The organism is Psychrobacter sp. 1U2 (assembly GCF_051847575.1).
This window is the reverse complement of the sequence record NZ_JBPYDC010000057.1, coordinates 1-2,483: the sequence shown is the minus strand read 5'-3', so window position 1 is coordinate 2,483 and position 2,483 is coordinate 1. Positions and strand designations below refer to the sequence as shown.

Annotated in this window: 2 protein-coding genes; one reads left to right on the top strand and one right to left on the bottom strand. The window is 40.2% G+C overall.

The genetic code is table 11. The features are described 5' to 3' along the window. Nucleotides 1-16 precede the first annotated feature (16 nt). Complete coding sequence (locus ACS8FD_RS12980; protein ID WP_299219506.1) at nucleotides 17-406, bottom strand: DUF2237 family protein; 390 nt, start codon at nucleotides 404-406, stop codon at nucleotides 17-19. Nucleotides 407-1,067: 661 nt separating this feature from the next. Here ACS8FD_RS12980 and ACS8FD_RS12975 point away from each other — a divergent pair. Beyond that, nucleotides 1,068-2,393 carry an ATP phosphoribosyltransferase regulatory subunit gene (locus tag ACS8FD_RS12975; RefSeq protein WP_439260979.1) on the top strand — a complete coding sequence of 442 codons (1,326 nt, stop codon included), beginning with the start codon at nucleotides 1,068-1,070 and terminating at the stop codon, nucleotides 2,391-2,393. Nucleotides 2,394-2,483 lie beyond the last annotated feature (90 nt).

Below are 2,483 nucleotides of genomic sequence, written 5' to 3'. Positions count from 1 at the left end.
ATAAACCATGTCGATGTTATATCGCATAGCGTTTTAAAGTGTCAATATCGACCAGTGTTAATAAACTCTCATGACAACCTTCTAGCTTCAATTTTGGTGCGATATCGAAATCTAGTGCTTCAACCCAGCGTAGCGCACAGATACACCAATAATCACCAGGTTTTAGACCTGGAAAGTTGTATTCTGGCAAAGGCGTGATTAAGTCATTACCACGGCTTGATGAAAAGTTTAAAAACTCACTGGTCATCTTGGCACAAACGGTATGCTGACCAACATCATGATTGCCAGTATGACAAAAACCATTACGATAATAGCCAGTAATAGGATCAAAGCAGCAGCTGGCAAGAGCAGTACCTAATACATTGGTCTGGTTAATAGCAGGGTTAGGGTGGTAGTCAGATGACATAAGGTCTCCGAAATTAAGTGATTGTATAGAATGGGAGTTGATAAATTTTTACCGTAGTTTGTATATTGTTAGTCGTGGTTTTTGTAGGTAAACGAACTGGAATAAATTTGCTGTAATATCTGCAGTTTTAGCAAGCAAAAAATTATACCAGCTGTGCGTGGCTACTAATGTATCGACTTTATCTCGAGATAATTATAGCCTGTCTACTAATAGCCTAAAACATAGGCTAGTGTAACATGGGTCTATTAAAAAGATGTGAACCAAATCATTCATCACGACTTAATAGAGGATGAAAGCGATCATAAACGATCGTTTTGGCTAAGAATAAATCGCCATAATGCAATAATGTATTTATGACTAGATAGAACGTATTGATATGAATTGTGACTAGGCGAACCCCAGTTGCTATGCTAAACTAAAACATAAAGTGCGCTGATCATTTACTATAATTAGCGCATAAAGATACTCGTCTTATCATCCTAACTTATACTTATTACTCACCCTTTTGCGGTTACCTAGTTTGTTTATAAATAATTGGGTCAATGGTGTTGCGTGTTAAAAATGTGTCAAAAACATACAATATTCATCGTTGATGCAAATATAAATCAAACCTTACTATGCCGCGTTTTTTGGTAAGCAATACGCCAAACAAGGATTTATTGTGTCTGTCAGTTCTTATTCAGCGGTACCCGTCCAATCACGTTCTGAAAATAATTCCACCTCTCAGCATGCTGATGATAATAGCGTACCCAGTCATCTGTCTCATCTCAGTAATTTTCATCTCAGTAATTTTACCGCAGAAGTCGCTAATAACTGGCTACTACCTGATGGTGTGGTTGATGTATTATTTGAAGATGCGCAAAAGCAAGAAGTGCTGCGACATCAGTTGACTCAGCAGCTTATCACTCATGGCTATCAGCTGGTTAACCCGCCGATGATTGAGTTTACAGAGTCATTGTTAAGTGATGCCTCAGAGGATCTTAAGCGCCAAACCTTTAAAATCATCGATCAGCTTACGGGTCGTTTGATGGGAGTGCGCGCGGATATTACGCCGCAAATTTTGCGTATCGATGCCCATCATGGCGGGACAGGTATTGCGCGTTATTGCTATGCAGGTGATGTCATTCATACCTTACCCTCAGGATTGTTTGGATCGCGTACGCCACTGCAGTTAGGTGCTGAGATATTTGGTTGTGCATCGCTAAGTGCAGATTTTGAATTGATAGATGTGTTATTTACGATGGTCAATGACCTAAATATGAGTGCAGCTTTGCACATTGACTTGGGTCATGTGGCGATATTTAAACGGTTGGCTTTATTGGTTGAGCTATCAGATAGTGACACTAAGCAATTGATGCATTTATATGCCAACAAAAACTTACCAGAGTTAAAGCGCGTCTGCCAAACATTACCCATGGGTAGTGATTTTTATGCTTTAGCGCGCTTTGGTCACGACATGACACGGCTATTGGCGAAGCTGTCAGATACCGCACAACAAGATACCGAGATTGTTACCGCAGTCGATGAGTTACAGCGCTTAAAAACCCATCTGCAAGAGCAGTGGAATTGTAATGTCAGTATCGATGTCACTGAGCTGTCGGGCTATCACTATCATACTGGTATTGTATTTAATGGCTATATCAACAGTGAAACCCAACCATTAGTACGTGGTGGACGTTTCGATGGTATGCAAAGTGGTGGTCACCTAACAAATAGCCAGCCACGTGAAGCCACAGGTTTTAGTATGGATGTCAGTCGCTTGTTAGCACATGTCGAACTGGCTGCTCCAGTGGTAGTGGTCGTTGATTATGCTGCAATTAACAATATGGATAGCGAACAAAGACAGACGCTACGTCAACAAGTTGATAGCTTACGCCAGCAAGGTTACCGAGTCACTGTACCGCTGGATATGCATGACTGTCCTCAAGACGTCACGCATCGATTAAGTATCGTTGACAACCAGTGGCAATTAAGCGCTGTTGAATAAAGCTATTTTATTGAAAATAATTGTATTAAAAAATGGGTTTATCAAAAGACAGTATCGTCAAAAAGCATCATTTTTCGTTTAGTTTTAAAT